This window comes from Bradyrhizobium sp. 2S1 (assembly GCF_011516625.5).
Lineage (GTDB): Bacteria > Pseudomonadota > Alphaproteobacteria > Rhizobiales > Xanthobacteraceae > Bradyrhizobium > Bradyrhizobium septentrionale.
Window position 1 is genome coordinate 7408548 of record NZ_CP147717.1, and the last position, 26730, is coordinate 7435277.

A 26730-nucleotide genomic window follows, 5' to 3' on the forward strand; every position below is an offset into this window, starting at 1 on the left:
GGACCACAGGTGTAACCGGAGACGCCGGCTTTCCCTGCGCGATGGTTTCACGGCTTACTTCGTGCTCTCCCCGGCGAGACTTGGCTTTTTTGTCACCGCCTCTGCGAAGATGCTTCGCATCTCGCGGGGGCCCGCTGGGTCGTTCTGTCGTATCTCTCGAAACGGGCCGACGGGCGCAGCCGCTTGTGCTTAGCTCAAACGTCCCAGGTTGGGTGGCACAAATCATCGCATCAAGTCTGCGACAGAAATCAGTACTCAGCTTTACTCAGAGCCGGGATCATCGGCGCCGGCGCACTGCACACGATCGCTGGCGCCTCAGCGCCGGCGCAGAACGTACACTCCGGCATAATCGCACTCTTCAAATCCTGGCGGCGTGGCCGCCTGTTCAAATAGCTCGGCAGATACGCGATTGATATCGTGCCGGTGCTGAGGTGGGTTAGGCATGACGTATGCTGCCTGATAGACGCGAGACATGTAGAGATAAAACCCGACGGATTCGAACGCGACGATCTCGAAATCCTTGGAGACGAAGTCCTCGAAGGATTTCTTGCTGATTAGACGATTGTACTCGACGACGGTAACTGCCTGCAGCCCGGCCTTTTGGCGATATCGATTTAGAGCTTCCCAACCCTCTGTCCAACCTTCGCTCAACAGGTAAAGTCCACCCGGCTTCACGACGCTGGCGATTTGATTGATCGCCTGCTTCTGCAGGTCCCAGGTCGGCAGGTTGATCAGGCAGCGAATCGTAACAGCTATGTCCGCTTGACCGAACTGGCGCGTGACAGGTTCAAGGTTCAGGACATCCGCTTGAGCAAAGCGGAGATTTTCGAGCCCCTGGCGCTGTGCCATGTCATTTGCGGCTTCGACAAAGGCAGGAATATAGTCGAAGCCCAATACCTCGCGTGCCTTCCTGGCGAACCGAGCGCTCGAGTGGCCATCGCCTGCGCCGATATCAAAAACCGTCGATCCGGTGGCCAGCCATCTTTCGATGGAAGCTTCAACCACCGTCTGCAGATACGGGTCGCGCGCGGTCGGACGTAGGCCGTCGGCATCCACCGGCTTTTCGGCCGCAGTCCGCCAGTAGTTTTCGATATCCGAAAGCGTAGGGGCCATTATGTGTTTTCCTTGCTCCTGACGACGTCATTGTCATGGATTCGGCTGGGACATCTCGCTTGGCAGTGTAACTCTCGCCGCCAGGTTTTTCATTGCCTCGGGAGTCGCCAATCTTGATGCTGCCGGATCTGTCGAGAATGACATTTGGGTCAATCTATGTACGTTTTGCTGCCGCGTTGCCGCGTCGCTCGGGGAGATCGCCGATAGACATGCGACGATTATCTAAGGGTCTTCTTTTCCGCCTGGAGCGTTTTGATGGCTGCTTTCAACTCGTCAACAAGTCCCATCTGGAACTCCTCAGCTAATTCTGGGTAGTCACTACCACCCCCCCCCCAGCCGAGCAACCCGAGCCGCCGTTGGCGGAGGCGGTCTCTTCATCGGAGAACTCATTGTGTCTGGAATATTTGCCGCTGCCGGTTGGATTTTGCCGCAGCCCGCGTGCTAGCCGGTCCGGCCACCGTTCTCGTCGGATTCAATTCGTTCCGGCGGCTACCGTTTCAATGCGACGACCTCTGCCGCGGCACCTTTCGGCAAAATCTTCTCCGGCTGCCGCGCCCGCAGCGCCATGCCGCCGGCGACGCCGACGCCGATCACATACATCCAGCCTTCGTGAAAATCGGACAGATGCGAGTTGAGCAGCGAACTCGTGATGTTCTGCACGACGACGGCAAGCCCGATCCAGGTCACGAGATCGCGGCTGACGAGATCGCGGCCGGTGAACAGGCGGATGTGGCTGGTCCACATGGCATAGAGCAACAAGATGCCAATCAGCCCCCACTGGATCCCAACACTGAAGGTCTGGTTGTGCGGATTGTTGATCACCTCGGCCTGCAGGCCGGTCTGTCCGGCGGCATCCTGCGTGAACATGTGCTTGATCGCGCCGGTGCCGTGCCCGAGCCATGGCGCCCCGGCGATGAATTTCACCGACTTCCGCCAATAGGTCAGCCGCTGCGCGGTGGAGGCGATGCCCGAGGTGTCATGGGCGCGATACTCGATGCCGACATCGGCGATGCGCTGGCGCAGATAGGGGGAGGTGGTCCAGACCACGAGGCTCGCTGCGGCGACAGCGGCGAACAATAGCCGCGTGGCGCGGCGGGACAGATGCAGCGAGGCGAACAGGATCAAGAGCACCGGCATGTAGACCAGCGCGGTCCGCGCCGAGACGACGTAGAACATGTTGGCGAGGAACAGCAGAATCAGCGCGAGGCAGCCTGCCGCGATGCGCCATTGCCGGGCCCGCATCGCCGTCAATGCCGGCAGCGCTAGTGCGAAGGCGCACAGCGCGAACTCCTGGCTCTGGTCGACATAGTTCTTGACCGGCACGCCGGCGGAGGCGGTGTGTGCGAGCTTGAGCTGCGGCAGCGCCAGCACGATCCAGGACAGGACCATCATCAGCGCGCACGACGCCAGAAAGGCCGTGAAGACCCAGAGCCCGCGTTGCGAGCGCTGGAAGTAGCCAAGCAGGAACGGCAGCAGCAGCAGCTTGCTGAGCGGCTTGATGCCGTGCAGCCGTTCGGTCCAGTCGGCCTCCGACCAGGCCAGGCCGACCAGCGCGAGCGCGACCAATGCGATCGGCAACGCAAAGGACGGTCGCGCAAGATCGAGAACGAATTGCTCCCAGTCGATGGTCGGGAGCACTGCGACAAGCCACAGCAGCATGAAGACGGCGAGCGCGGTCGTCGACCAGGGCAGTGACGCCGCCGCCAGCGCGATCATTGTATCGGTGGCGTGGAGATAGGCGACCGAGCCGGACCAGGCGCGGACACGGTCGCGCCATCGCATCGGCGGTTCGATGGCAAGACCAATGGCGTTGGAATCGGTGGTCATGACCGGTCACACGCCGTGTGCGGTCGCGCTGTGGAATGTAGCCATCGCGGCGGACAGCGCCGCGGCGGCGACCGCGACATCCGGGGCAGCCCGATGGGACAGCAGGTCGCGCGCCTGGGTATGATGGCCGAAGCGCTCGGCGAGCTCGGTCCGACGCTCGCGGATCCGCTCGCGCCATTGCTCCTGCTGCGCCAGAACGCGCCGCACCGAGGCGCAGATCGATTCGGTCGAGAACGGATCGAAATAGTCTGCAAGCTCGCCCGCGACCTCGCGGAACACAGCAATATCGGAGCACAGCACGGGGGTATTGGCCGCAAATGCCTCAATGATCGGGACGCCAAAGCCCTCAGCGAGGCTCGGCATGATCAGGCCATGCGCGCCCGCGATCAGCGCCGCCTTCTCGTGCTCATCGACATAGCCGGAGAAGCGGACGTTCTTCGGCAGGTTGCGCGCCTGATTGGCGCCGCCGGCATAGCCGATCACGATGAGATCAGCCTCCGGCAGCTTGCGGAAGGTGCGGATGACGGCCGGAAGGTTCTTGCGGGGCTCGTTCGAGACGATGACGACGAAGCTCGGCCGTGCCGGGACGGTGGTTGGCTCCGGCGCAAGCGGGGCTTCCGCCACGTCGAAACGGGTCCGCGGATAGACCACCCGCGCCGGAATGTGCGCATATTGCGGGAGCAGGGCGCGGAAGCGGTTCATGCTGTAGTTCGAGACGAAGGCGAGCTCGTCGGCCTGATGCACGCTGGTGAAAAGGCGCGACAGGAACAGGCGGGTCGCGATGTCATCCAGCTTGAGATCGGTGATCGGCAACAGGTCGTGGACCACGCAGATCGCCTTGGCGTTCGGGTGGCGCCTGATCGCGACCCGGGTCGGGGTGTCGATGAGAATGACGTCATAGTCGCGCGCATCGACCCGCGGCGGGGGCAGCCGAGTCAGGGCCGAGGTGTCCTGATAGCTGTAGAAGCCGGGCTCGAGCAGGAAATCGCCGAACAATTCGAGATGGCGCAAATCGGTCGGAATGTATTCGAGGCCCTCGGTCCGGTTCTCGATCAGCTTGACGCTGGTCGGCAGCAGACGAACCGAGCGCAGGAAGGCGATGATGAATTCAAGCGAGGTCGCCGCCTTGAGCTTGTGCTTGAACCAGTCGACGGTGCGGCGCAGGCCGCCGCGCATCATCGGCGAGTTCATGTCGGTTTCATCGAGGAAACGATAGAGCGCGAGCAGCTCGATCAGCCGCGAGTCCTCGGGCAGCAGGCGCGTCCGCTGCTGCCTGCGGCGCAGCTTCCGGTAGCGGCGCGTGGTCTCCACCACGAGCGTCAATTGATGTCCGTCGCCGGCGAGCGAGCGGATCAATTCGCGCGTGAAGTGGAAGATGCCGCGCTTGTGGTTGGGTTCGCCAAGCGCCTCGCTGACGACCAGGATCTTTGTCATGCGCTGATTTCTCTGAGCTCGAGGTGATGCGGGACGGGAGCATCCAGCGCAACGGTGCTGGCGATGCGGCCGTGATCGAGATTGATGATGCTGGTGCAGGTGCGGCGCAGCAGCGCATGGTCGTGCGAGGCGATGATCACGATCGCCGCGGTCTCGACCATCTTGCGCAGCCGCTGCTCGGCCTTGGCCGAGAAATTCTCGTCGACCACGCTGAGCCATTCGTCGAGCAGCAGGATATCGGCGGGAAAGGCGGTGGCGGTCGCGAACAGCACGCGCATCAGCATGCCCGAGGAGAACATGCGCAGCGGCAGCCGCCGCATGCGCTCCTCCAGTTCGGTGAAGGCCCAGATGTCGTCGAGGATCGCCGGTGTCGGCTTGCGTCCCGAGATCCGCAGCAGCAGGTTGATAATGTCGGCGGCGACGAAATCGAGATTGACGCCGGCCCCTAAGCCAAGCAGCGGCACGATGTTGCCTGAAATCTCGACCCGGCCGCTGGTCGCCGGAAAGACCCCCGCGATCAGCCGCAACAGCGTCGACTTGCCGGAGCCATTCGGCCCGGCAAGGCCGATGCGTGCGCCGGCTTTCGCGTCGATCGAGATGTTGTCGATCGCGCGGATGGTGCGCATCTCGCTGCTCTGGCGGAACAGCCGCCCGAGCACGCGGCGCTTCAGCGAGAAGTCGTAGGCGCCGTACAGCGGATAGTCGAGGCAGACGTCGCGGAGCTGGATGCTTGCCATGCCTAGATCCAGAACGCCGCTTTGCGCAGATGGGCGACGGTAACGGTCGCGGCGACCGCGAGCACGGCGAGGCAGGCCAGCACGTAGATCACGCTGGTCGTCGCGACATGACCTGTTATCAGCGGGTCGCGCCAGATCGCGAACAGATGCGTCAGCGGATTGAGCCGCATCACCGTGGAGCCGCGATCGATCATCTCCTCTGTCCAGATGATCGGCGAGGCCAGGAATGCCAGGGTCAGCGAGGATTCGATGATCGGCTTGATGTCGCGATAACGTGTTGCCAGCGCGCCGAGCACGAGGCTCAGGGCCAGCGTGCAGACGACGAAGAGGGCAAGGCCGGGCAGGGCGGCGATGGCGCCGCCGACATCGCGGGGTGTCAGCGCGAGCCAGAGGATCAGCGGCACGACCGCGTTGTGGGCCGCGAACAGCGCCTGCCGGAAGGTACATTGCAGCAGGAAGACCACCGGCGGCAGCGCGCGATCCTTGATCAGGCTGGCCGAGTTCTGCAGCGCGGTGGTGGCGTCGAGCACGACGCTGTTGAGAAAGGTCCAGGCGGTGAGGCTCGCCGCGAGCATCGGCAGCCGCGCCAGCGCGCTCGCGTTGGAGAGATGGCCGATGACCGAGCCGAGCACGGCGACCATGATGGCCATCTGGATCGACATCCAGAAGGGTCCAAGGAGGGAGCGGACGTAGCGATGGCGCACGTCGGACCAGGCCAGTGCTGCCGCGATCTGGACCGCCCCGACGAGACCGGCCGTTTGGGGACGCGAGGCTGGGGCTGGTGAACCTGCGTCCTTTGCGGTGGCCTCGTCGGTAACGACCTTGCGGTACACTGTCTCGACTCCCTCCTTGAAGGCTTTGGTTGAGTATTTCGTCATGGCGCGATGGCGCGCGGCCTGGCCCATGCGGCGGCGCCGCTCGGGATCGTTGATCAGGGTCTCGATGGCGTCGGCAAGCGCTGCGGGATCGCCCGGCGGCACCGTGATGGCCTCGAGGCCGTGGCGGGCGACATGCGGAACGCCGGTGTCGAGCGCGGTGTTGACGATGGGGCGGCTCGCGGCCATCGCCTCGAGCTGCACCAGCCCGAAGGTCTCCGCATTGGTCACCGACGGCATCACGAAGACGTCGGCGATGCGCATCAGCTTGACGCGTTCGCTCTCGGACACCGAGCCGAGCAGGCGGACGCGGTCCTGCAGGCCGTAGTCGCGGATCAACTGCTCAAGGTACTCGCGCTCGCGGCCCTCGCCGACGATCCAGACCTCGAAATTGCGGGCGTGCGCCGCGCGCACCAGCACGTCAAAGCCCTTGTAGGGCACCAGCCGTCCGCAGGCGAGCACCAGGCGGCCGCGCGCGTTGACGTCATCAGGCTGTGCGGCCGGCCGGTCATATTTCGCAACATCCACACCAAATGGAACGGCGTGGCATTTGTCGGAAAATTCCTGCAGTAGCGGCGTGGTCTCGAGCAGCACGGGATCGGAGACGATGATCGCGGCGGCGCGACGCAGCGTCCGCCGCATCAACGGTTCGACGAGGAACCGCAAGGCCGCGTGCGAGACGATATCGGCGTGCCAGTGCACCACCAGCGGACGCGCACGGCCGAGCCCGAGCGCGAACACGAGGTCGGCGAGCGGGAAGGGGGCATGCAGCGCCAGCAGATCGTGCTCGCCGATGCGGCGCCACAGCCGCCACGGATAGGTCGGCGCGGCCGGCAGCGACAGCACGTCGCCGAACGAGTGCACGCGCTCGACGGCGACGTCGTTGACCACGATCTGCCGCTCGCCGCCGGAGCGCGAGCAGACCAATACCGCGGCGTTGAAGGTGTCCTTCAAGCCGGCGCAGATGTCGCGGATGACCGTCAACGTGCCGCCGAACAGGTCGGGGTAGTAGACCTTGAAGATGTGCAGCACCGAGGGGCGCCGGACCGGCGCGTTGACAACAATCATGGGCGGCTCGATCCGGATCATGCTGCGAACAGGGCGACGACGAACGGCAGCGCTAGGAGCTTGTCTGGATAGTCGCTGTTCAAATCTGGTCGGGTCTGATTCAACATTGGGCGATGAGCAAGTATTTTCGGCCTTGGAACATCGATCAGACGCTGCTTCTGCCGCCGAATGTGCAGGACTTCGTGCCGAAAGGCCATGTCTCGCGGTTTATGGTTGATCTGGTGCGGGAGAGCCTCGATCTCAGGGAGATCATGGGCAGCTATGTGAGCGGGCTTGGGCAGCCGCCGTTTGATCCGCGGATGATGGTGGCGCTGCTGCTGCATAGCTATGCGAGTGGGCTGTATTCGTCGCGTCGGATTGCCAAGGCCTGCCGGAAGCGGAACGATTTTGTGATGATCGTGGCGCTGGATGCGCCGGATTTTCGGACGATCAGCGACTTTCGCAAGCGACATTTGAAGGCGCTCGGCGCGCTATTCGTGCAGGTTCTGAAGTTGTGCGAGACGGCCGGGCTGGTCAAGCTCGGTCATGTCGCGCTGGATGGTACGAAGATCAAGGCGAACGCGTCGAAACACAAGGCGATGAGTTATGAGCGCATGAAGAAGCGCGAGGCGGAATTGAAGGCCGAGGTCGCTCGCATGCTGGCGGCCGCCGAGGCGGCGGATGCCTCGGAGGATGAGACTTTCGGCAACAGCGACGAACTGCCGGACTGGACCGTCGACAAGCAGAAACGGCTGGCGAAGATCCAGCAAGCGATGGCGGCGCTGGAAGCGGACGCCAAACTGGCGGCGGAGGAAGAGCGCCGCATCGAGGCCGAAAAGGAACAGCAGCGCCAGGCCGAAGGCCGCAAGAAGCCGGGCAAACCGGCGGCGCTGCCATCGGAGGAACCCAATCCCAAGGCGCAACGCAACTTCACCGATCCGGAAAGCCGCATCATGAAGTCGAAGGATGGCTTCGTTCAGGCCTATAATGCCCAGGCGGCCGTCGATGCACATGCCCAGATCATTGTCGCGCAAGAACTGACCCAGCACGGCAGCGATCAGGGCCAGTTGGTGCCCCTGATCGAGGCCATCGAGAGCAATCTTGGCCGCAAGCCGCGGCAGGCCTCAGCGGATTCCGGCTACTGCAGCGAAGCCAATCTCGAAGCGCTCGACACACGCAGCATCGATGGCTATGTCGCGCCCGGACGCGCCAAGCACCCGACAGTAGCGAACGGAAAAGTCGGCGGCCCGCTGACACAGGCCATGCGAAAGAAGATCGACGATGGCGGCTTCGAAACACCCTACCGATTGCGAAAGCAAGTGGTGGAGCCGGTGTTCGGGCAGATCAAACAGGCAAGAGGCTTCCGCCAGTTCCTGTTGCGGGGCATCGAGAAAGTGCGCGCCGAGTGGACAATGATCTGCACCGTCCATAACCTCCTCAAGCTGTTCAACCTCGCAAACGCAGCCTGAGCCTGCTACTCTACAACAAATGCCCGTCACGAAAACATATCTGGACGGGCTCCTAGCGCGGTGAAGAACACCAGCGAGCGCAGCAGCGCCGGAAACACCGGCTCGATCGGGCCGCAGGGCACCTGCGGCGTGAAGCGGAGTGTGGTGGTGGCGAACCGACCGGATTCGCGGGCCGAACGGAGAGACATTGCGCCGGATTCCCTGCTGGATGGATTCTGGATACGTGGGAAAATTTCACACGTTAATGACGTCGGACTAAAATGTGGGATTATGTCCCACGTGTGGCGGTGGATAACTTTTTTGAAGAAGGGGAGACGCGACCGCGTGACTTCACGCGCCACGACGGCGCGAGCTGAGCGAAATGACGAGGAAATGAGCAGAGCTATCGCGTGCCGCAGGCGAGCGCCGATCGTCATGCCCGGGGCATGACGAGCTTATGGAGCAGGCGTCAGGCCGGCTCGGCCGTGCTGCGTGCGGCGGATGGCTGCAACTGGCGGCGGATGGCGGCGATGTCGAAATGGATCCGCTCGGGCGGCATTGCGGCGGCGGACCGCTGCAGATCCTGTTCGATCACGACGCGCTTGCCGCCATCCGATGTCAGCGCGATCGAGATCGACTGCGCCCGCGGCTCGGCGGAGAGGCCGGCATGCGCGCGGCAGGCATATTCGCCGGCACGCAAGGCGCCGAAACCGAAGGCGAGCAGGCGGCCATAGATGTACAGCGCCACCAGGTCGGTTTCGTCGAAGCGGCGCGGCGAGCCGGGCACAACACCCGGCAGGCAGGGATAGCCGCCCGCCATCACCGTCGCCACGAACTCCTCGTAGGGAACCTGGGCGATCCGGCAGGCTTCCGCGATCGCAAGGTCGAATCGGGCAGGCGTCATGGAGCGGTCCGTAGCGATGGCGCAACGTCACGTACCGTGACGTCAGCGCCCGCAAGCGCGCATTGTGTCCGGGGGTGACTTTATTTCCCATAAGTGGGAAAATGTCACACGTCAAGGGCGGTGGGATTGTGTCCCACGCGGCGGACGGCTAAAACTTGGGCATGAATGCCAAAGTCCCTAAGCCGAAGCCGGCATCGTCAGCGCCGATCGCCGCAGCGAAGCTGCATTCGCCGCTGGCGCGGATGCTGCGTCCGCTGGTCCGGCTTTGCATCCGCGGCGGCATGACATTTCCGGCGCTGACCCAGCTGTTGCGCGAGCTCTACGTCAACGTCGCCGAGCACGACTTTGCGCTCGTAGGCAAGGAGCAGACCGACAGCCGCGTCAGCCTGCTGACCGGCATCCATCGCAAGGAGGTGGCGCGGCTGCGCGGCGCCGGCGCACCGGTCAACGCGGTGCCGGCGACGCTGTCGCGCACCAGCGCGATCATCGCGCGCTGGCTGGCCGCGCCCGAATTCACCGACGCGAAGGGCGACCCGCTGCCGCTGCCGCGCACCGCGGATGGCGGCGCGCCGTCGTTCGAGTCGCTGGTCGAATCGATCACCAAGGACGTGCGGCCGCGCGCGGTGCTGGACGAATGGCTCGACCGCAAGCTCGTCACCATCAACGACGATGGCGAGATCGTGCTGGTCGAGGAGGCGTTCGTCCCGCATGGCGACGACGACCGCAAATGGCACTATCTCGGCCGCAATCTGCACGACCATGTCGCGGCCGCCGAGATGAACGTGTCGTCGGCGACACCGCGCTTCCTCGAACGCGCGGTGCATTATGACGGGCTGTCGGCCAAGCTGGCGAAACGGCTCGAGGGCCGCTCGCGTGAGCTCGCGATGGAGGCGCTGAAGGTCGCCAACCGCGAGGCCAACCGCGCTTTGGCCAAGGACAAGGGCGGCGACTATCGCTGGAATTTCGGCATCTACATCTATCGCGAAGGCCCGGACGGCCCGGTCGATGACGATGCGGACGAGGGCGGCACGTCATGAAGCGCCCGCCCGTCATCTCGCGCCGCGCGCTGCTTGCAGCGTTCTGGCTCGCCGGAACGTCGCTCGCGGGCGCGCAGGGCAAGAAGCGCGGCAGCGACCAGGGCATCGGCGGCACCGGGATCACCGGCTCGGATCAGGGCATCGGCGGCACCGGCATCGTCGGCGTGATCCAGCGTTTCGGCTCAATCTATGTCAACGGCGAGCGGGTCGGCTACGCGGCCGATGTGCCCGTGCGGATCGACGGCGAGGCGGCGAGCGCGAAGGCGCTGCGGATCGGACAGCTCGCGCGCGTGGTGGCGCAGCGCGATGCTGGCGGCACGCTGTCCACCAAACGCATCGATGTGACGAGCGAAGTGACCGGGCCGGTCGAGCAAATGAAACCGGGCGAGCTGACGGTGCTCGGCCAGAAGGTCGCCTGGAACGGCCGCGAGAGCTGGCTGAAGCCGGGCGCGCATGTCGCCGTGTTCGGGCTGCGCCGCACCGACGGCGTCGTCGTCGCGAGCCTGGTGCAGCAGCACAGCGCCGCCGCGACGCATGTCACCGGGCCACTGGAGCGCGACCGCTCCGGGACCTTGCGGATCGGCGATCTCAAGCTGACCGGCGTCAACGCCGCGCTCGCCGGCCAGCGCGTCTATGCCGAGGGCCAGGTCGCGCAGGGCGTGATGCAGGTTGCGCGCAGCCGCGCCGACGACTTCTCCGATCTCACCGGCGCCAACCGGCTCCTGATCGAGGCCTATGTGCGGCGGGTTGGCAACGATCTGCAACTCGGCTCCGGCTTCGTCGCGCGCGATTATTCGCGCTTCTCGCCGGCGGCCGATACGCGCGTGGTCGTCAACGCGCAGCTGTCGGGCACGCGCGAGCTGCGCGTCGAATCGGTGCAGTCGGTCGGCAAGTTCCCGGGCTCCTCGGTGCGGAGCCCCGGCACGCCCGGACGTGGATCCGGTGGCGGCGGACCCGGATCAGGACATGGTCCCGGCGGGCCGGGTGGACCCGGCGGTGGTCCCGGCGGGCCGGGTGGTGGTCCTGGCGGTACTCCCTCTGGTCCGTCCGGTGGACTGCCGCCGGGTGGCGGCGGTTCTGCGCCCAATCCGGCCACGGGTGGATCAACCGGTCCGGAGCCCGGCGGTGGCTTTGGGGCACCCGGCGGCGGACCCTTCGGAGGCGGTGGTGGACCTTTCGGCGGTGGTGGCGGGCCGGGCGGCGGCTTCGGCGGCGGCGGACCGCCGGGCGGCATGGGCGGCGGCCGGCGCTGACGCCACAAGCGAGATCGGCGCAAGCGGGGCTGCTTGCGCCAACGTTCAGATCATTGTCGAGAGGCGGAGCTAGCCCGCGCTGAGCCGGACGCCGGCGCGGAGGAATTTCTGCGGATCGACCGCTTCGCCGTCGATGCGGGTTTCATAGTGCAGATGCGGACCGGTGGAGCGGCCGGTGGAGCCGACGGCGCCGATCACCTGGCCGATCTTGACGGTGTCGCCGACCTTGACGCCGATCTCGGAGAGATGGCCGTAGCGGGTCGAAAGGCCGTTGCCGTGATCGACCTCGACCATGCGGCCATAACCGCCGGCCCAGCCAGCCGACACCACCTTGCCGTTGGCGGTGACGCGTACCGGATCGCCCTGGGCGGCGCGGAAGTCGAGGCCGGTGTGCATCGCCGGCCGGCCGAGGAAGGGATCCGAGCGCACGCCGAAGCCGCTGGTGAACTCGACTTCGCCGACGACGGGCTTGCGATAGGGCACCAGCGCCAGCGTCTGGTTCAGCCGCTGCATCTGGGCGCGGTTGATGTTGATGCGATAGAGCTGGCGCTCGAACGCGCCAGCGTCGGCAGAGAGTTTCACAGGAACGAAAGGCCCGCCCATGCCGGAGCGCGGCGTCGCCGCTTCGAGCTGCGCCATGTTAAGGCCGAGATCGGAGATCACGCCGCGCATCCGGCGCACCCGCGATTCGATGCCGTCCTCGACCGAAGACAGCGCGGCGACCTGGCGCCGCTCGACCTGGTCAAGCGAGGTCTGCAGACGGACCAGGACGTTGTCGACGCCCTGCGCCTTGGCGAACTGGTTCGGCTGCGCCTTGGCGATCAGCGGCGCGCGCGATTCCAGCCGCGCCTCGCGATCCGGCGGCGCCACGAAGATCACAGTGTCGCTGATCGGCGAGGGTTTTGGCGTGCCGGAGGAGGGCGCCTGCTCGGCGCGGCCCTGCGGCTTTATCGATCCGGTAGAGGTGGCATCGGGCATCGCGCCGAGCGCGGTGGCGCGCGATTCCAGCGTCGACTGCCGCTTCATGATCTGGTCGAGCTTCTGGTCGAACTGCTCCTGGTCGAGCAGCTGGCGACTGGTGGTGCGATCGACCTTGGCGCGCAGCTCGGAGATGCGGTCCTCATAGGCGTATTGCATCTCGGCCTGGCGCGCGATCAGCCGGGTCAGGACGTCGTCACGGAATGCGAAATAGGTCGCGGTCGCGGCCGACCACATGCCGAGCAGGACCACGGTGCCGACCGCGATCCAGAACACGACCGGCCCGAACCGGACCTGCTTGCCGGCATGGACAATGGTGTAGCCTTCGCCGGAGGCCGCCACCGCTGCGGCCGGAGCGGCGTACTGCGCTGCCGGACGGCGTGCGGGCGTCCGGCCATGGTCCTGCGGATGATGGTGTTTCTGGTATTCCTGGTGATGACCGGACCGGCTCGACATCGGTACTCCCGCGGCCGGTCGGACCAAGCTCCGTACGGCTAATTTGCGGGGCCGATTTGAGCCCGCCATGGTTAATTTTCAGGAAACGGAACCCCTCCGATCAGAGCGCTCGGGCGGCCTCCAGTACCGCTTCGGCATGGCCGTCGACCTTCACATGGCGCCAGATCCGGGCGACTTTTCCACCGGAATCGACCAGAACCGTGGTGCGAATAATTTCCATGAAGGTCCTGCCATACATGGATTTTTTACCCCAGGCGCCATACGCCTCCAGCAACTGATGGGCCGGGTCGGAGACGAGCGGCACGGACAGCTGGTGTTTGTTTCGAAATGACTCCTGCGCCTTAACCGTATCGGCGGATATGCCGACCACCTCGGTCCCGCTGGCGGTGAACTCGCTCTTGAGCCGGGTGAAGTCGATCGCCTCCCGGGTGCAGCCGGGGGGGTCGGCGCGGGGATAGAAGAACAGCACCAGCTTCTTGCCGGCGAAATCCTTCAGCGAAACGGTGTCGCCGCCGTCGCGCGGCAGGCTGAAGGCCGGTGCCGCGGCGCCTTCGGCAAGTGTGACGGCGGACGGCTTGGTCACTGACGCGGCCGGCTCACGCTTTAACGGTTTCGATGCGGCCTTGTGCGAGGCTTTGCTTCGAACACCCGTCGCGGTCCTGGTCTTGGTTGTTTTGGCGGCAGCTTTCTTCGCAGCCGTTGTGCGGGTTTTGGTCGCGGACTTCCCAGTGCTTGCGCTTGCGGCGCGCGCAACCTTTGTTGCGACCCGCTTTCCGGTTGTGTTGGAGGATTTCTTGCGCGTTTTCTTGGACATACGCCTTCCTTTCGTCGCTTTCCGAGGCTCAACCATTGAGGTATTGCGGGTCTCATTCGCGGCGGCCGGATTCGCATCGGCCGCTGGGCAAGTTTGATGGCCACGGAGTATGGTGACAAGGAATTCGACGCGTTACCCGTCCGCTTGCTGAATTGGCTTTTGTTTGGATTGTTTGGTCCGTTCTTTTTGGTCCGTTCTTGGGGCCATCGGCGAGTAACATGATTAGGCGAGGATAGGCGGCGATGCCGGCACAGGAGCGCTCGATACGAATCGACGGGCGTCCTGATGGCGGCGATCAGCTTCGCCGTCAGCACCGAGAGGCAATGGCAAGGAACACGTCGCCGCAGGGTCCAAATCCGCGCGCCGGGGCTGACTTCTCGCAATGGGAAGACGCCGCCGCGTGGGACGAGCAGGATGAGGCGGCGGGCCACCGTGCGCGGCAATTGCTGTCGCGTTCCAACGGCAACCTGCATCGCTTCACCGACTTCTGCTCCGGCATGCAGCGCTGGCTGAACGGCGGGCGCTGGATTCGTCGCATCGGACTGGTCCTCGCGGTGCTCGTCGTGATCTTCGCGACCTGCTTCGCCGCGTTGTGGTGGCGGCTCGGTGCCGGTCCAATCAATCTCGACATGGCGACGCCGTGGCTTGCCGCGGCGATCGAGGAAAATATCGGCCACGGCAACACCGTCGAGGTCGGCGGAACCCAGATCGAGCGCGCCGGCCGCGTCAGGATCGCGGTGCGCATCCGCGACATCATCGTGCGCGACCGCGACCATGCGATCGTGGCGAGTGCGCCGAAGGCCGAGGTGCGCTTGTCGGGCACGGCGCTGCTGATGGGGCAGTTGCGGGCGGAGAGCCTCAACCTGGTCGATGCGGAGCTGTCGGTCCGCATTACGCCCGATGGCTATGTGACGGTATCCACCGGCGATACCGCGAAGCCGCTTGCCACCGGCGTTGCCTCCAAGAGGGAGGCGGGCATGCCGCCGACATTCCCGCGTCCGGTGCCCGCCGCACCATCGCCCGCGGCGCCGTCGCCGCCGGTTGCCTCCGAGCCCTCGGCGGCCACCCCGGAATCGGCCCAGAGCGGACTGCTCGCCGGTCTCGACTGGCTCGACAGTCTCAGCCTGACCGGCCTCGACGGCCAGAACCTCAACGAGATCGGCCTGAAGAACGGCAATCTCGTCGTCGACGACCAGCAGCGCGGCAACAAATGGAGTTTTGAGAATATCAGCCTGAGCCTGCGGCGCCCGAGCGGCGGCGGCGTTGCGCTCAGTTTCGGCGAGGAGGGCGCAAAGCCCTGGTCGGTGCGCATGGTGATCGGGCCGCAGACCAACGGCGTGCGCTCGGTCGACATCAAGGCCGACAAGGTCTCCACCAGCAACATCCTGCTCGCGCTCAGGACCAAGGACCTGACCTATACCGCCGACCTGCCGTTATCGGGCGAATTGAAAGGCGAGCTCGGCCGCGACGGCCTGCCGACCTATTTCCGCGGCAAGGTCAATGTCGGAGCCGGCAACATCATCGATACCGATACGCCCGACTACCCGATGCCGGTCGATTCGGCCGAGATGAGCGTCGAATGGGATTCAGGGCGGCGCGTGCTGCTGGCGCCGATCAAGATCGTCTCAGGCGCCAATCGCATCACGCTGCTCGGCCATCTCGAACCACCGAACGACAATGTCACGGACTGGCAGGCCGGTCTGTCGGGCGGCACCATCGTGCTGGCCGACGCCGACAAGAATGAGCCGCCGCTGATCTTCAATCGCATCAACATCGGCTTCCGGTTCGACACCGACAAGAAGCGCGTGCTGCTGACCCAAGCCGACATCTCCAATGGCGAGATCGGCGTCGCCGGCACCGGCAGCATCGATTATTCCGGCGAGCCGCGGTTGCAGCTCGGGTTTGCCGGCACGCCGATGTCGGCCTCCGCCCTGAAGCGGATGTGGCCGGTCATCATCGTGCCCGAGGTGCGCGAATGGGTGCTCGAACGGATCGACCGCGGCACGCTCCAGCGCATCGATGTCGGAGTCAACTCGCCGGTGCACAATCTGTCCCGCAAGGGACCGCCGATTCCGGATGACGGCCTCTCGGTCAACATTGTCGCCTCTGGAGTCACGGTGCGTCCGGTGGACAAGATGCCTGCGGTGCATGATGCGGACCTGAAGGCGAGGGTAACCGGCCGCACCGCGACCGTGACCATCAACCAGGGCATCGCCGACACGCCGGCGGGCCGCAAGATCACGTTGTCGGACTTTACCTTCGAGGTGCCGGACATGGCGCCCAAGCCGTCGCCGTCGAAGGTCAAGTTCCGGGTCGACTGCCCGGTGCCGGCCGCCGCCGAAATCTTGGCATCCGACCGGCTCAGCGATCTCTCCGGTCCGCCGATCGATCCCAACGCCAGCAAGGGCAACGTCACGGCCACGATCAATCTCGGCATGCCTGTGAAGGGCGAGCTGACCAAGGCCGATACGCAATATTCCGTCACCGCCGACATTGCCGGTGTTGCCGTCGACAAGCTGGTGATGAACCAGAAGCTCGAGGCCAATACGCTGAAGGTGATCGCCAGCAACGCCGGCTTCCAGGTCAAGGGCGACGTCAAGATCAACGGACAGGCGGCGTCGCTCGACTACCGCAAGCCGGCCGACGGCGATGCCGACGTCAAGCTGCAGGCGACGCTGGATGACGCGAGCCGCGCACGCCTCGGGCTCGATCTCGGGCCGGCGGTCTCGGGCGCGATCCCGATCAAGCTGAGCGGCAAGATCGGCAGCGGCGACAATCCGACCACCAAGATGGGCGTCGAGGCCGACCTCACCCAGCTCAAGCTCGACAACATCCTGCCGGGTTGGGTCAAGGCGCAGGGCAGGGCCGGCAAGGCGACCTTCAACGTGGTGCCGAAGGGACAATCGACCCGGTTCGAGGACATCTCGATCGAAGGCAGCGGCGTGTCGATCAAGGGCGCGCTCGAGGTCGACCAGAACGGCGACCTGATGAATGCGAACTTCCCGACCTACGCGCCGTCGGAAGGCGACAAGACATCGTTGCGGGCCGATCGCGGTCCCGACGGCGTGATCAAGGTGACGATCCGCGGCGACGTGTTCGACGGCCGCGGCTTCCTGAAATCGGCGATCTCCGGCCGCGACAGCGATCCCAAGAGCAAGGCCAAGACCACCGATTTCGATGCCGATCTGAAACTCGGCGCGGTGGCCGGCTTCAACGGCGAGGCGATGCGCGGCGTCGACGCCAAGATCTCGCGCCGCAACGGGTTCTTCAAGGCGTTCACGCTGGCCGGCAAGGTCGGCGGCCAAGCCACCCCCGTCAGCGTCGACTTGCGGCGCCAGCAGGCACGGGAAGTGATCTATCTGCAAACCGCCGACGCCGGCGCGCTGCTGCGCTTCATCGATACCTATTCCAAGGTGGTCGGCGGTCAGCTGATGCTGGCGTTGGAGCCGCCGACACCGGATCAAGGTCCCAAGGACGGCCTGATCACCATTCGCGACTTCTCGGTGAAGGGTGAATCCCAGCTCGACCGCGCGGTCGCCGGCGGGCCGATCAGCACCCAGAACGGCATCGGGTTCGACGCGCTGCGCGCCGAGTTTACGCGCCAGAGCGGGCAGCTTTCGATCCGCGACGGCGTGGTCAAGGGACCGAGCATCGGCGCCACCATCAAGGGCAGCATCGACTATGTCGGCAATCAGGTGCGGATGAACGGCACCTTCATTCCGATGTACGGGCTGAACAACATGTTCGGGCAGATCCCGTTCTTCGGGATATTCCTCGGCGCCGGCAGCAATGAGGGCCTGATCGGCGTCACCTATGAAGTGGTCGGCACGCCGAACCAGCCGGTGCTGCGCGTCAACCCGATCTCGGCGCTGGCGCCCGGGCTGACGCGGAAGATCTTCGACTTCAATCAATACAATCCGACCGATCTGCCGCCGACGAACAATTAGGGCATGATCCGTTGCAGCCGGCCAAGCTGGATCAGACTTGCAGGACAAGGCCAGCCAGATCATCGATCATTACGAGCGCCACGCGACCGCGTGGGATGCCGACCGGCGCGCGGCCGACTGGAACGACAAGCCGTGGCATGATCGCTTCATCAAGGCGCTGCCTGCCGCGGCTGATGTGCTCGATCTCGGTTGCGGATCGGGTGTCCCGGTCGCCCGGCACATGGCCGAGCGCGGGCTTCGCGTCACCGGCGTCGACGCGTCGCGGACTTTCATTTCGCTGTGCCGTGAACGACTCCCCGAGCATGAATTCGTCGTCGGGGATATGCGGTCGCTGCAGCTTGCCCGTCAATTCGATGGCGTGCTCGCCTGGGATAGCTTTTTCCACCTCACACCGGACGACCAGCGCGGGATGTTCGACGTGTTCGCCAGGCACGCCGGCCCATCCGCCGTGCTGATGTTCAACAGCGGGCCACGCCATGGCGAAAGCGTCGGCCAGTATCGCGGCGATCCGCTCTATCACGTGAGCCTGGGGCCGGACGAATACACGGCGTTGCTGGACGGCATCGGCCTTGATGTCATTGCCCATGTCGTCGAGGATTGGACAAGCGCAGGCGGCCGTACGGTCTGGCTTGCGCAAAGGCGAGTTCACAGAACGGCATAAGAAAACGGCGCCCGAATGGATCGGGCGCCGTTGATTTTAAGTCTTCAGCAGACGTCTGACTCAGCGGTCGAAACCGGGCAGGGCGGTGGTGTGCTCGGCGCGGGCGCCGGTCAGCTTGTTGGGATTGAGATGGAGTGCGCGCAGGATCGTCGGTGCGACCTGCTTGTTCTCGACCTTCACATCAACCACGGCGCCTTCGAAGCCGGGGTTGGCGACGACCAGCAGGACGTGGGTATCGTCATCAGTGAAGCCGCCATGCTCGGAGACCTTCTTCGAACTGCCGCTGTAGATCGTGCCATGGAGCGGCTGGATGATGATGTCGGGCGTGCGGCCCTGCGCCGGGTTACCGAATTTGTCCTCCAACTCGTCGCCGGCATAGATTTTCTCGATCCGGGCCTGGTTCAGGAGGACCTTGTCGTTCTCGAGGATGCCGACGGCCTTCGCGGTTTGGGTCTGATCGGCCAGCCAGATCAGCGAGACGTCGTCGGCGGTCTCCTGCGCCACCTTGACGCCGCCGGCGGTCAGGAGGTCGACCGGGTCGACGACGTCGGCATGGCCCATCGGCAGCCTCGGATTGGTGCTGCCCTTCAGCATGTGAAGCTGGCCCACGTCGATCGGCGACTGGCCATGCTTCGCACCGACCACAACCAAAGTATTCTTCGTGAGATGCTGCTTGTCGAGCTGATCAAGCATTTGGCCAAGCGAGCTGTCGACGAAGTCGAGCGACAATTCGAGCTGCGCGCTCGGTGTGCCCTTTGCGTCCGTGTAGCCGTCGGCCGTGACCTTCTGTCCGACGCTGACGGCCTGGAAGTTCATGCCCAGGATCGCCGGCACGCCAACCGTCTTGGTCCCGGTGTGGTCGAGGCCCTTGATCCAGTTCAGGACGGCGGTGACCTTCAGATTATCGTAGTAGCGGGTGTAGACCGGGTTCACGGTCCAGTCGTCGCCGGCCTGGGGTGCCGGGATCAACTGAGGTGCGGTGGCAAGCACGGTCGTCGAATTGATCTCGGGCGCGTAGAGCTCATCGAGGCCCTTGCCGGAGGGGCCGCTGATAATCTCATAGGCCGGGTGCTTGTCCGACCAGGCCGTGCGCAGGCCGGCCTCGTGGATGACTTCCATGATCGTCGTGGTGTCGTTCTTCAGGTACGCGTGCGGATAGACCGGCTGGCAGGCGCTGCCGATCTTGCGCAGCGGCAGGTTCGCCGGATTGATGTGGTCGGAATTCGCCGGACCACCGCCGTCGAGCTTGTTCAGATTGTAATCGAGCGCTTCGAAGTATGTGGCTTCGGTACCGGGCTTGCCCTGTCAATTGCTTCCGGGCGGATACAGGGTCTGGTCGTAGGTGTCGTCGTAGAAGACGCCGTGCGTCTTCGGCGAGGCGCCGGTCATGAACGCCAGCAGCCCCGGAAAGGAGTCTGACGGGCGGGAGGTGTGCGCATTGGTGTAATGCACACCGTGCCTCAGCAGCTTGGCGAAGGCCGATGTCGGGTGACCCTTGACGTACCGCTGCAGGTCGACCTCGTGCATGCCGTCGACGCTGATCAGAAGCACGTGCTCGATGGCGCGATGGTCGTCATCGTCGGCGCGTGCGGCCGCGCTGAGCGCGGTCGAGCCGAGCAATACTGCAATCGCGAACTTTCCGAACTTATTCATGATTGACGCCCTCCCTGGAGAAATTGGCGTCCTTGAATACCGCCGCGAACACGACGGCGATGTGAAACCGGAATGATGATGTCATGACTGTCCGCGTCGAGCGACGCGGACCAGTTCGCGAGAAGAGAATGCGCCAAGACAAGAAATCGAGAGCCCCGATCCGATTCAATCGGAACGGAAGCAGCGCTAGCGCCGCAGCGCCGGCACTACCAGGAACGGGATCAGGCCGAGCACCACATTGACCAGCGCGAAGGCGATCAGCGGATTGTAGCTGTGGGTCCAGTCATGGATGAGGCCGCCACCCCATGAGCCGAGGCCGGAGCCCAGACCGCTGCCGATCATGATAGTGCCGTAGATGGTGCCGACGCGCTCGCCGCGGAAGATTTTCAGCGCGGTCGCCGTGATCAGCGGGCCGCGCGAGCCGATCATGCTGCCGAAGCAGATGATGAAGCCGGTCAGCAGCCAGTAGTTCGGATACCACTGCAGCAGCCAGAGCAGGATGATGCCGAGGATCGAGACGCCGTAGCTGAACAGCACCGACGGGCGGCGGCCGATGATGCCGTCGAGCGTGGAGACGCCGAGCATGCCGACGAACAGCGCGACGCCGGAGAATCCCCAGGCGGTCGCCGCCTGCAGCGGCGGGAAGCCGACATCGATCAAATAGGCGACGATCTGCGCGGTCAGCGCATACATCGCGACCGCCGTGAAGAAGAAGGTGGAGAACAGCGCCCAGAAGGCGTGGTGGCGCATCGCGCCGAGCAGCGTCCAGCCTTCGTCGGCCAGACTGGTCTCTGCTTTCCTGACGATGTGCGGCGAGCCGCCTGCGAGCAGACGCCACGGCAGCAACACCAGCGGCACAAGGAGGCAGAGCGCACCGACGCCGAACGCCTGATAGGCGTCGCGCCAGCCGATCCGGTCGATCAGGACCTGCGACAGCGGCAGCAGCACCAGCAAGCCGGCACCCATGGCCGAATACATCACCGCCATCGCGGTCGGCAGCCGCGGCCCGAACCAGCGGCCGAGCAGGATCGAGTTCGAGACATTGCCGATCAGCGCAGTGCCGAAACCGACGCAGAGGCCGACGCTGAGCTGGAATTGCCAGAGCTGCTGGGCGCGCGACGCGACCAGGAAGGCGCAGCCGAGCAGCGACAGGCCGAGCGCATAGACCACGCGCGGACCCGAGCGGTCGAACAGGCGTCCGACCAGCGGCGCAGCGAGGCCGCTGGCGAGCCAGGCCAGCGAATAGACCGACACCACCGAGGCGCGATCCCAGCCGAAGTTTTCCGAGATCGGTTTCAGGAACACCGTAAAGCTGTCGCTGAGGCCGCGCCCGAGCACCGACAGCACGAAGCACAGCGCCAGCACGTTCAGCGCGACGCGCGCGGATTTCGGCTTCGCGAGCCTGTCGTCGAGGGGCGTGTTCTGGTCCATCGGAAGGCAAGGAGCGCGCTTTCGGCACGCCCTGCAACCGACAAATGCGAATATGCCTATGCAGGCTTCAGCAGCACGTGCCGCTTCTTGCCGAGCGACAGCTTGACGACGCCTTCCGGCGTGAGATTGGCTGACGTCAGCAGCATCTTCTCGTCGGTGACGGCGGCATCGTTGATGCGCAATCCGCCGCCCTTGATCTGCCGGCGCGCTTCGCCGTTGGAGGCGACGAGCTCAGCCTTGACGAAGGCGGCGAGCACGCCGAGACCTGCTTCGAGTTCGCCACGCGGAATTTCCACCGTCGGCAAGGTCTCGGCCAGCGCGCCTTCCTCGAAGGTGCGGCGTGCGGTCTCGGCGGCCTCGACGGCTGCGGCGCGGCCGTGGAGCAGGGCGGTGGCTTCGGTCGCCAGCACCTTCTTGGCCTCGTTGATCTCGCTGCCGCCGAGCGCTGCAAGCTTGTTGATCTCGCTCATCGGCAGGATCGTGAACAGCTTGAGGAATTTTGTGACGTCGGCGTCCTCGACATTGCGCCAGTACTGCCAGAAGTCGTACGGCGAGAACTGGTCGGCATTGAGCCACACCGCACCCTTGGCGGTCTTGCCCATCTTGTCGCCGGAGGCGGTGGTGAGCAGCGGCGTGGTCAGCGCGAACAGCTGCGGCGAGCCCATGCGGCGGCCGAGATCGACGCCGTTGACGATGTTGCCCCACTGGTCGGAGCCGCCCATCTGCAACCGGCAGCCGGCGCGGCGCGACAGCTCGACGAAGTCGTAGGCCTGGCAGACCATGTAGTTGAATTCGATGAAGCTCATCTCCTGCTCGCGCTCGAGCCGGAGCCGCACCGAGTCCATCGTCAGCATGCGGTTGACCGAGAAGTGCCGGCCGATGTCGCGCAGCATCTCGATCCAGTTCAATTTTGTCAGCCACTCGGCATTGTCGAGCATGATGGCGTCGGAATGCCCGTCGCCATAGCGCAGCACCTTGGCGAACACGCCGCGGATGCTCGCCTTGTTCGCTTCAATCTCCGTGACCGTGCGCATCGCGCGCGTCTCGTCCTTGCCGGAGGGGTCGCCGACCATCGTGGTGCCGCCGCCCATCAGCGTGATCGGCTTGTTGCCGCTCTGCTGCAGCCAGTACAGCATCATCATGGTGAGGAAGTTGCCGATGTGCAGCGACGGCGCGGTGCAGTCGTAGCCGACATAGGCGGTCGCCTCGCCCTTCGCGGCAAGCGCGTCGAGGCCCTCGAAATCGGAGCACTGGTGGACGAAGCCGCGTTCCTGTAGAGTATTCAGGAAATCCGATTTAAATGCAGTCATTTGTCGGCGAGCCAGATCATTCTTGTTTTACGGTTTTTGCATCTATTTGCGGAACCTTGACGCTGAGGCCTCGCAGGCGGCCGCGCAGTGGCATTATAGGATGTACTTGTTTGAGACAAGCCGGGGGTTCCCGGTTGGGGCGCTTCCACGATGATGTTAACGGCACTCGGTCTGATGAGCGGCACCTCGCTCGACGGGGTCGACGTCGCGCTGATCGAGACCGACGGCCGCCAGATCAAGGCCTTCGGACCCACAGGCTATCGCCCCTATACCGACGGCGAGCGCAGCCTGCTGCGCCAGGCGCTGACAGAGGCGGTTCATCTGTCGCGGCGCGATGCCCGGCCGGGGATCCTGCGGCAGGCCGAGCAGGCGGTCACCACAGCCCATGCCGAGGCGGTCGCCAGCTTCACGGCGCAGACCCGGATCTCCGCCCAGGACATCGACATCGTCGGGTTCCATGGCCAGACCGTGCTGCATCGCCCGGAGCGGAAGCTGACGGTGCAGATCGGCGATGCCCTGGCGCTCGCCAAGGCGATCCACATCCCGGTGATGCACGATTTTCGCGCCGCCGACGTCGAGGCCGGCGGGCAGGGCGCGCCGTTCGTGCCGGTCTACCACCGCGCGCTGGCGCAATCGCTGAACCGCGAGGGGCCGATCGTCGTGGTCAATATCGGCGGCGTCTCCAACATCACCTATATCGACGGCACCGACACGCTGATCGCCTGCGACACCGGGCCGGGCAACGCGCTGCTCGACGACTTCATGTTCCGCCAGATGCATCAGCCGTTCGACACCGCCGGGAAGTTCGCCGCGCTGGGCAGGGCCGATGAGGCCTGGATAGCACAGGCCTTGAGGCTGCCGTTCTTCACGCTGCCGCCGCCGAAATCGCTCGACCGCAACGACTTTGCCAGCCTGAAGCTCGACGCCGTGGCGCCGGCCGATGGCGCTGCGACCCTGACCGCCTTCACCGCGGCTGCGATCGCCCGCGTCGTGCCGCTGTTGCCGAAGGTGCCGAAGAGCTGGATCGTCTCCGGCGGCGGCGCCTCCAACCTCACGATGATGCGGATGCTGCGCGAACGGCTGGCGCCGGCGATCGTGGAACCCGCCGAGGCGCTGGGCTGGGCTGCGGACGCCATCGAGGCGCAGGCCTTCGGCTTCCTCGCCGCGCGCGGCCTCAAGGGCCTGCCGCTGAGCTATCCCGCCACCACGGGGGTGCCGATCCCGATGACCGGGGGCATCATCGCGCGACCGTGATTTAGATGCAAATGCATCTACCTTGACAGTTCCATGCCGCTGCATTTAATTCGATGCAGTTGCATTGAACGCGAGGTTCGTCATGGCCGCCCTGAAGCTGATCAGCCACAAGCTCTGCCCCTATGTGCAACGCGCGGTGATCGCGCTGCATGAGAAGGGCGTGCCGTTCGAGCGGATCGATATCGATCTCGGCAACAAGCCGGACTGGTTCCTGAATATCTCGCCGCTCGGCAAGGTGCCGGTGCTGGTCGTGACCCGTGACGACGGCACCGAGGTCGCGCTGTTCGAAAGCAACGTGATCTGCGAGTACATCGAGGAGACGCAGGCCGGCGCCAAGCTGCATCCCAAGGACCCGCTGGTCCGCGCCGAGCATCGTGCCTGGATGGAGTTCGGCTCGGCCATTCTCGGCGATCTCTGGGGGCTCGAGACCGCGACCGATGCCGCGGCCTTCGAGGGCAAGCGGCAGGCGGTCGCCGCAAAGTTCGTGCGGGTCGAGGCGGCGCTCGGTGCCGGGCCGTTCTTCGCGGGCCCAAATTTCAGCCTGGTGGATGCGGTGTTCGCGCCGATCTTCCGCTATTTCGATCTGTTCGACCAGCTGACCGATCTCGCGGTTTTTACGCACACGCCAAAACTGCGCGCCTGGCGCCGCGCGCTGGCGCAGCGGCGGAGCGTGCGCAGCGCCGTGTCAGCCGACTATCCCGCGTTGCTGCACGCATTCCTGGTTAACCACCGCGCGCACATGCTGAAGCTTGCCGCGTAAGCCATGTCGCACTCGGTTGCCTGGATCGCGCTCGTCGTCGCCGGAAGGCTTGATGTCGGCTGGGCGATCTCGATGAAATATGCCGAAGGTTATACGCGGCTCGGCTGGACGCTGGTCTCGCTGGTGCTGCTCGCCGCCTTCGTGTTCCTGCTCGGGCGCGCGCTGCAGGTGCTCGGCGTCGGCGTCGCCTACACGGTCTGGACCGGCATCGGCGCGGTCGGCACGCTCACCATGGGCGTGCTGTTGTTCAACGAAGCCTTGAACCCGATGAAGGTTGCGGGGATTGCGTTCGTGCTGATCGGCATTGCCGCGTTGAAGTTCGCGCCGGAGTGAATTCGTAGCCCGGATGGAGCGAAGCGCATCCGGGTCAGCTCTCACCGCGGCGTCACTGGTCCCGGATATCGCTTCGCTCATCCGGGCTTCTGTAACGGGCCTTTGTAAGTCAATCCCTTTTTGCGTGATCCACTCGCCGGGCACTTGCTTCTGTACGGGATCGGCGCGAAGGCCGTCGCCTGATGGGGTGCATTGAGGAGCCGGCCGGCCAATCTACGGAAGCGTGGTTGTGAGCCACTTCCCGGATGGCGGCCTGACCGGATCCATCGTCCCGGCGCAGGGACCTCGCTCAGGGAGAGCCTGGTGTCGTGGCCCGCCCAGAACCGATTGCTGCTCCTTGCTTAGGTTGCCGAGGCCTTGGCCATCGGGTTGAACGGTTTGGCGTCGGCGAGCATGCGATGCAGAACGACGGCGAGCTTGCGTGCGAGCGCCACCTTGGCCTTGCGCAGGCCTGCGCGCCGGGCGATCCGCATCGCCCAGCCTTTCAGCGCCGAGCAGTTCCTGACCGGCTTGGTCAGCATGACGTGAGCCGCTTGATAGAGCGCCTCGCGCACGGAGGCATCGCCGATCTTGCTGATGCGGCCGGTATAGTCGGTTTCGCCCGATTGGTACTTCTTCGGGGTGAGGCCAAAATGCGCTCCCGTCGCCTTCGAGGACCGGAAGCGCTTCGGGTCGTCGACCGCCGAGGCGTAGGTAAGCGCCACGATCGGGCCGACGGACGGTGTCGTCATCAGGAGGCGGGCTTGAGGGTGCGACCTGGCGAGCTTTTGGGTGTGCTTATCCAGGCCATTGAACTCGCGCCGCAGCACGGCGTGGGCTTCGAGCAGCGCCTGTGCCACGATCTCAAGTCCGGGATGGCCCGCTACGAGCTCCCGGATGCGTTCGGCGAACGTGCGCTCGGTGGTCGTGCCGACCTTCAGACCGAAGCCGCGGAGCACGCCGCGCAGGCTGTTCTCGATGTCGCGCAGCTTGGACTGCAGCAGCTTGCGTGCCGTCAGAACCGCCCGCGTCTCTTGCGCTTCGATCGACTTGCAGTGCACCGGCCGGAACCAGCCCAGCCGCATCAGTTGCGCGATCCCGCGGGCATCGTTGCGGTCCGACTTCACCGGCATCGCCTTGAAGGCATCGCGGACGTGCCGCGTCTCCAACAGTTCGACTGCCAGGCCCGCATCCCGCATCGCTGCGTAGAGCCATTGCGACAGCGGACCAGCCTCCAGCCCGATCCGTTCCAGCACCAACCCCAGCGACCGCAACCAGGTGATCAAGGCCTCCGGCTCACTCGCAACCCTCGCCTCGCGCAAAATCTTACCTGTCCCATCGACAAGGCAGACGCTCGAGCATTCCAAAGACACGTCGATTCCTGCATAGTGGTACATGGTCGTCCCTTAATGATGCTTGGAGCGGGCTTGCCCGACTCCGTTTATTGACACCATCAGTTTGAGGGACGACCGCCTTCCA

At 64.9% G+C, this 26730-nt stretch carries 22 protein-coding genes; 8 read left to right on the top strand and 14 right to left on the bottom strand.

Annotation, left to right across the window (positions count from 1 at the left end):
• Nucleotides 1-315: 315 nt before the first annotated feature.
• The 5 genes from HAP54_RS34875 to HAP54_RS34895 form a co-directional block, all read right to left on the bottom strand.
• Complete coding sequence (locus tag HAP54_RS34875; protein WP_166294896.1) at nt 316-1113, bottom strand: class I SAM-dependent methyltransferase; 798 nt, start codon at nt 1111-1113, stop codon at nt 316-318.
• A 489-nt stretch (nt 1114-1602) separates the two neighbouring features.
• Complete coding sequence (locus tag HAP54_RS34880) at nt 1603-2940, bottom strand: O-antigen ligase family protein (RefSeq protein WP_166294897.1); 1338 nt, start codon at nt 2938-2940, stop codon at nt 1603-1605.
• 6 nt (nt 2941-2946) lie between these two features.
• A complete protein-coding gene (locus tag HAP54_RS34885) occupies nt 2947-4374 on the bottom strand; it encodes a glycosyltransferase family 4 protein (protein ID WP_166294898.1) in 1428 nt (475 codons plus the stop codon).
• Nucleotides 4371-5111, bottom strand: coding sequence for an ABC transporter ATP-binding protein (locus HAP54_RS34890; RefSeq protein WP_166294900.1), 741 nt, complete (start codon nt 5109-5111; stop codon nt 4371-4373). The genes HAP54_RS34885 and HAP54_RS34890 overlap by 4 nt, the downstream gene beginning before the upstream one ends.
• Nucleotides 5112-5113: 2 nt before the next feature.
• Complete coding sequence (locus tag HAP54_RS34895; RefSeq protein WP_224741643.1) at nt 5114-7054, bottom strand: glycosyltransferase; 1941 nt, start codon at nt 7052-7054, stop codon at nt 5114-5116.
• 113 nt (nt 7055-7167) lie between these two features.
• Between HAP54_RS34895 and HAP54_RS34900 the strand changes: the two genes are divergently transcribed.
• Nucleotides 7168-8502: an IS1182 family transposase gene (locus HAP54_RS34900; protein WP_166294392.1), complete on the top strand. Its 1335-nt coding sequence runs from the start codon at nt 7168-7170 to the stop codon at nt 8500-8502.
• A gap of 26 nt (nt 8503-8528) precedes the next feature.
• On the opposite strand, the gene HAP54_RS34905 is transcribed toward HAP54_RS34900, so the two are convergent.
• Both HAP54_RS34905 and HAP54_RS34910 read right to left on the bottom strand, forming a co-directional pair.
• Complete coding sequence (locus HAP54_RS34905) at nt 8529-8690, bottom strand: hypothetical protein (protein WP_166294904.1); 162 nt, start codon at nt 8688-8690, stop codon at nt 8529-8531.
• Nucleotides 8691-8950: 260 nt separating this feature from the next.
• Nucleotides 8951-9385, bottom strand: a complete 435-nt coding sequence (locus tag HAP54_RS34910) for a hypothetical protein (RefSeq protein WP_166294906.1) — start codon at nt 9383-9385, stop codon at nt 8951-8953.
• Nucleotides 9386-9546: 161 nt separating this feature from the next.
• On the opposite strand from HAP54_RS34910, the gene HAP54_RS34915 reads away from it, so the two are divergent.
• Together HAP54_RS34915 and HAP54_RS34920 are read left to right on the top strand one after the other, a co-directional pair.
• Nucleotides 9547-10422 (top strand): DUF6502 family protein, encoded by an 876-nt coding sequence (locus HAP54_RS34915; RefSeq protein ID WP_166294908.1) that lies wholly within the window; start codon nt 9547-9549, stop codon nt 10420-10422.
• Nucleotides 10419-11675: a DUF5666 domain-containing protein gene (locus tag HAP54_RS34920; protein WP_166294910.1), complete on the top strand. Its 1257-nt coding sequence runs from the start codon at nt 10419-10421 to the stop codon at nt 11673-11675. The genes HAP54_RS34915 and HAP54_RS34920 overlap by 4 nt, the downstream gene beginning before the upstream one ends.
• 69 nt (nt 11676-11744) lie before the next feature.
• On the opposite strand, the gene HAP54_RS34925 is transcribed toward HAP54_RS34920, so the two are convergent.
• Together HAP54_RS34925 and HAP54_RS34930 are read right to left on the bottom strand one after the other, a co-directional pair.
• Nucleotides 11745-13109: a M23 family metallopeptidase gene (locus tag HAP54_RS34925; protein ID WP_166294912.1), complete on the bottom strand. Its 1365-nt coding sequence runs from the start codon at nt 13107-13109 to the stop codon at nt 11745-11747.
• A 100-nt stretch (nt 13110-13209) separates the two neighbouring features.
• A complete protein-coding gene (locus HAP54_RS34930; protein ID WP_166294914.1) occupies nt 13210-13923 on the bottom strand; it encodes a peroxiredoxin in 714 nt (237 codons plus the stop codon).
• Nucleotides 13924-14165: 242 nt separating this feature from the next.
• On the opposite strand from HAP54_RS34930, the gene HAP54_RS34935 reads away from it, so the two are divergent.
• Both HAP54_RS34935 and HAP54_RS34940 read left to right on the top strand, forming a co-directional pair.
• On the top strand, nt 14166-17870 hold the full coding sequence (locus HAP54_RS34935; protein WP_166294916.1) for a DUF3971 domain-containing protein: 3705 nt from the start codon (nt 14166-14168) through the stop codon (nt 17868-17870).
• Between the two features lie 37 nt (nt 17871-17907).
• Nucleotides 17908-18531 carry a class I SAM-dependent DNA methyltransferase gene (locus HAP54_RS34940; RefSeq protein WP_166294918.1) on the top strand — a complete coding sequence of 208 codons (624 nt, stop codon included), beginning with the start codon at nt 17908-17910 and terminating at the stop codon, nt 18529-18531.
• Nucleotides 18532-18591: 60 nt separating this feature from the next.
• Here HAP54_RS34940 and HAP54_RS34945 read toward each other — a convergent pair whose 3' ends face one another.
• The 4 genes from HAP54_RS34945 to tyrS all read right to left on the bottom strand — a co-directional run bounded on the left by HAP54_RS34945 (nt 18592) and on the right by tyrS (nt 22925).
• Entirely contained in the window at nt 18592-19650 is a 1059-nt protein-coding gene (locus HAP54_RS34945; protein WP_248114406.1) for an alkaline phosphatase family protein, read from the bottom strand.
• Nucleotides 19651-19836: 186 nt separating this feature from the next.
• Nucleotides 19837-20184, bottom strand: coding sequence for an alkaline phosphatase family protein (locus tag HAP54_RS34950; RefSeq protein WP_224741642.1), 348 nt, complete (start codon nt 20182-20184; stop codon nt 19837-19839).
• Between the two features lie 186 nt (nt 20185-20370).
• Entirely contained in the window at nt 20371-21615 is a 1245-nt protein-coding gene (locus HAP54_RS34955) for an MFS transporter (RefSeq protein WP_166294920.1), read from the bottom strand.
• A gap of 56 nt (nt 21616-21671) precedes the next feature.
• Nucleotides 21672-22925, bottom strand: coding sequence for a tyrosine--tRNA ligase (gene tyrS / locus HAP54_RS34960; RefSeq protein WP_166294922.1), 1254 nt, complete (start codon nt 22923-22925; stop codon nt 21672-21674).
• A gap of 150 nt (nt 22926-23075) precedes the next feature.
• On the opposite strand from tyrS, the gene HAP54_RS34965 reads away from it, so the two are divergent.
• The 3 genes from HAP54_RS34965 to HAP54_RS34975 all read left to right on the top strand — a co-directional run bounded on the left by HAP54_RS34965 (nt 23076) and on the right by HAP54_RS34975 (nt 25272).
• Nucleotides 23076-24179, top strand: coding sequence for an anhydro-N-acetylmuramic acid kinase (locus tag HAP54_RS34965; protein ID WP_166294924.1), 1104 nt, complete (start codon nt 23076-23078; stop codon nt 24177-24179).
• Between the two features lie 82 nt (nt 24180-24261).
• On the top strand, nt 24262-24939 hold the full coding sequence (locus HAP54_RS34970) for a glutathione S-transferase family protein (protein ID WP_166294926.1): 678 nt from the start codon (nt 24262-24264) through the stop codon (nt 24937-24939).
• 3 nt (nt 24940-24942) lie between these two features.
• Complete coding sequence (locus HAP54_RS34975; protein ID WP_166294928.1) at nt 24943-25272, top strand: DMT family transporter; 330 nt, start codon at nt 24943-24945, stop codon at nt 25270-25272.
• Between the two features lie 341 nt (nt 25273-25613).
• Here HAP54_RS34975 and HAP54_RS34980 read toward each other — a convergent pair whose 3' ends face one another.
• Nucleotides 25614-26648 (bottom strand): IS110 family transposase, encoded by a 1035-nt coding sequence (locus HAP54_RS34980; protein ID WP_166294930.1) that lies wholly within the window; start codon nt 26646-26648, stop codon nt 25614-25616.
• Nucleotides 26649-26730 lie beyond the last annotated feature (82 nt).